Origin of the sequence: Kitasatospora sp. MY 5-36 (assembly GCF_001182915.1) — a bacterium.
Taxonomy (GTDB): Bacteria; Actinomycetota; Actinomycetes; order Streptomycetales; family Streptomycetaceae; genus Kitasatospora.
This window is the reverse complement of record NZ_LFVW01000828.1, coordinates 1-3,602: the sequence shown is the minus strand read 5'-3', so window position 1 is coordinate 3,602 and position 3,602 is coordinate 1. Positions and strand designations below refer to the sequence as shown.

The following is a 3,602-nucleotide window of genomic DNA, read 5'->3' as shown; positions in this document are numbered from 1 at the left end:
GGGCCCGCAGCGCGGACAGCGCGCCGCCGGTGCCCTCCTCCGTCCAGCCGGCCGGCAGGACGGCCAGCCAGTCGCCGGAGAGCCCGGGCGGGGCGGCCGGGTCGGCGAGCCGCTGCCACTCGACCCGGTAGCGCCAGGAGTCCAGCAGCGAACGGTCCTGGCGCTCGCGCCGCCAGGAGGAGAGCGCGGGCAGCAGGTCGCCCAGCGAGCGCTGCTCCTCCTCGGCCAGCCGGAGGCTCGAACCGAGGGCGGCCAGGTCCTGCTGCTCGACGGCGGCCCAGAAGGAGGCGTCCGCCGGGTCGGCGGCGCCCGCGACGGGCGCGGCGTCCAGCCAGAAGCGGCGGCGCTGGAAGGCGTAGGTGGGCAGGTCGACCCGGCGCGCGCCGGAACCGGCGAAGAACGCCGCCCAGTCGGCCCGCACCCCGCGCCCGTGCAGCGCCGCCACGGCGGACACGGCGGTCCGCACCTCGGCCCGGTCGCGCCGCAGCACCGGCACGAAGGCCTCGGCGCCGTCGTCGCCGTGGTCCCGGCCCATGGCGGTGAGCACGGCGTCGGGGCCGAGCTCCAGGAAGGTGGTGACGCCCTCCGCCAGCAGCGTCTCCACGGCGTCGTGGAAGCGGACGGTGTGGCGGGCGTGGCGGATCCAGTAGTCGGGGTCGGTGAGTTGCTCGGTGGTGGCGGGTCGGCCGGTGAGGGTGGAGACGATCGGGATGGCGGGGGCGTGGTAGGTGAGTTGGGCGAGGGTGTCGCGGAACTCGTCGAGCATCGGCTCCATGAGCGGGGAGTGGAAGGCGTGGCTGACGCGCAGTTCGCGGGCCTTGTCGAACTGTGCGGCGACGGACCGGACTTCGGCGGTGTCACCGGCGATCACGACGGAGCGGGGGCCGTTGACGGCGGCGATCGAGACCCGCTCGGTGAGCAGGGGCAGGACCTCCTCCTCGCCGGCCCGGAGCGCCACCATGGCCCCGCCGGTGGGGAGGTGCTCCATCAGACGGGCGCGGGCGGTGATGAGGCGGGCGGCGTCCGGGAGGGACAGCGCCCCGGCCACATGGAAGGCCGCGACCTCGCCGATCGAGTGGCCGGCCAGGAAGTGCGGCCGGACGCCCCAGGATTCGACCAGGCGGTAGAGGGCGACCTCGACGGCGAACAGGGCAGGCTGGGTCCAGCCCGTACGGTCCAGGAGTTCGCCGCCCTCGGCGATCACCTCGCGCAGCGGGCGCTCCAGATGTTGGTTCAGCTCGGCGCAGACCTCGTCGAACGCCGCCGCGAACGCGGGGTACGCCGCGTACAACTCGCTTCCCATGCCGGTGCGTTGGGCGCCCTGGCCGGTGAACAGGAACGCGGTCTTGCCGGTCGTCGCCGCCGTGATCCCGTCGCCCTCGGCCACCGCGGCCAGTCCGGCGGCGAGTTCGGCGCGGTCCGCGGCGACCACGGCGGCCCGGTGGGCGAACCGCGCGCGGCCGGTGGCCAGCGAGTAGGCCAGGTCGGTGAGGTCCAGCCCGGGGTCCGCGTCCAGCAGGGCGCGCAGCCGGGCGGCCTGCTCCCGCAGCGCGGGGACGGTCTTCGCCGACAGCAGGTGCGGGGCGAGCGCGGGCGCCGTCCCGGCCCGCGCCTCGGCTTCCGGGTCGGCCGGGGCCTCCGGCGCCTGCTCGACGATGACGTGGGCGTTGGTGCCGCTGACGCCGAAGGAGGAGACGCCGGCCCGGCGCGGGCGGCCGGTCTCCGGCCAGTCCCGGGCCTCGGTGACCAGCTCGACCGACCCGGCCGTCCAGTCCACCTCGGGCGTCGGCTCGTCCACGTGCAGGGTGCGCGGGACGGTGCCCCGGCGCATCGCCTCGACCATCTTGATGATGCCGCCGACCCCGGCGGCGGCCTGGGTGTGGCCGATGTTGGACTTCAACGAGCCCAGCAGCAGCGGCCGTTCGCGGTCCTGGCCGTAGGCGGCGAGCAGTGCCTGGGCCTCGATCGGGTCGCCGAGGGTGGTGCCGGTGCCGTGCGCCTCCACCACGTCGACCTCGCCCGCGGCGAGACCGGCGGCGGCCAGCGCCTGCCGGATCACCCGCTGCTGGGCGGGACCGTTCGGCGCGGTCAGCCCGCTGCTCGCACCGTCCTGGTTGATGCCCGAGCCGCGGACCAGCGCCAGCACCGGGTGCCCGTTGCGCCGGGCGTCGGAGAGCCGCTCCAGCAGCAGCATGCCGACGCCCTCGCCCCAGGCCGTGCCGTCCGCGGCGGCGGCGAAGGACTTGCAGCGGCCGTCCGGCGCCAGCCCGCGCTGGCGGCTGAACTCCACGAACCCGGCCGGGGTCGAGAGCACCGTGACGCCGCCGGCCAGGGCCAGCGAGCACTCGCCCGAACGCAGGGCCTGGCTCGCCAGGTGCAGCGCCACCAGCGAGGAGGAGCAGGCGGTGTCCACGGTGACGGCCGGGCCCTCCAGGCCCAGCGCGTACGCCACCCGGCCGGAGGCCACGCTGCCGGCGCTGCCGTTGCCCAGGTAGCCCTCCACCTCCTCGGGAACGGACTGGAAGCGGGCCGCGTAGTCGGCGGTGGCGATACCGGCGAACACCCCGACCCGGCTGCCGCGCACCGAGGTCGGCGCGATCCCGGCCCGCTCGAAGGCCTCCCAGGAGTCTCCAGCAGCAGCCGCTGCTGCGGGTCCATGGCCAGCGCCTCGCGCGGGCTGATCCCGAAGAACGCCGGGTCGAACTCGTCGGCCCGGTGCAGGAAGCCGCCCTCGCGGACGTAGCTGGTGCCCGGCGTCTGCGGGTCGGGGTCGTACAGCGCCTCGACGTCCCAGCCCCGGTTGACCGGGAAGCCGGAGATCGCGTCCACACCCCCGTCGACCAGCTGCCAGAGCTCCTCGGGCGAGGTCACCTCGCCCGGGTAGCGGCAGGCCATGCCGACGATCGCGATCGGCTCGCGGCCGGCGTCCACCAGCTGCCGGTTCTCCCGGCGCAGCCGCTGGATCTCCTTGAGGGAATCCCGGAGTGCCGCGACGACTTCCTGGGGTGCTGCGTTCATCACAAATCTCCGTACATCAAGCTCAGGTCGGGTCCAGGGGGGCGGTGATCCGCGCCGGGTACTCGGCGCGGATCACCGGGGCCGCCTAGGAGTTGTCGCGGGCCAGGCGGAGCAGCTCGGCCAGATCCATGTCGTCGATCAGCTCGTCGCCGACCGCCTCGGCGGTGCCGGTCGCCCCGGCGCCGTCGCCCGCGGCCGGGCCGACGCCCGGCAGCTCCGGGTCCAGCGCCGTGCGCAGCTGCTTGGCGAGGGCGGCGGGGGTCGGGTAGTCGAAGATCAGCGTGCTGCTCAGGCGCAGACCGGTGGCGTCGGTGAGCAGCTTGCGCAGCTCGACCGCGGTCAGGGAGTCGAAGCCCTGCTCCAGGAAGCCGCACTCGGGGTTGAGGCCGTTGTGCGGGGCCTCGCCGAGCACCCCGGCGACGCACTCCTCGACCAGCTCCAGCAGCAGCTCGTCGCGCTCCGGCTCGGTGAGTCCGGCGAGCCGCTCCCGCAACCCGGCGGACCGGTCCGGCCGCTCACCGGTGCCCGGCGCGTCGGCGTCCTGCGCGTCGGCCGGCCGCGGCGCGGGGGCGTCCGCCCTGGCG

The 3,602-nt window shown here is 75.7% G+C and carries 2 protein-coding genes; both read right to left on the bottom strand.

Annotated features, from left to right (window positions below; genetic code table 11):
• The coding region (locus AE652_RS36780; protein ID WP_234348673.1) for a type I polyketide synthase at positions 1-3,025 on the bottom strand (3,025 nt) is incomplete at its 3' end.
• Positions 3,026-3,103: 78 nt separating this feature from the next.
• A partial coding sequence (locus tag AE652_RS36775) for an acyl carrier protein (RefSeq protein WP_049659459.1) occupies positions 3,104-3,602 on the bottom strand: 499 nt, incomplete at its 5' end.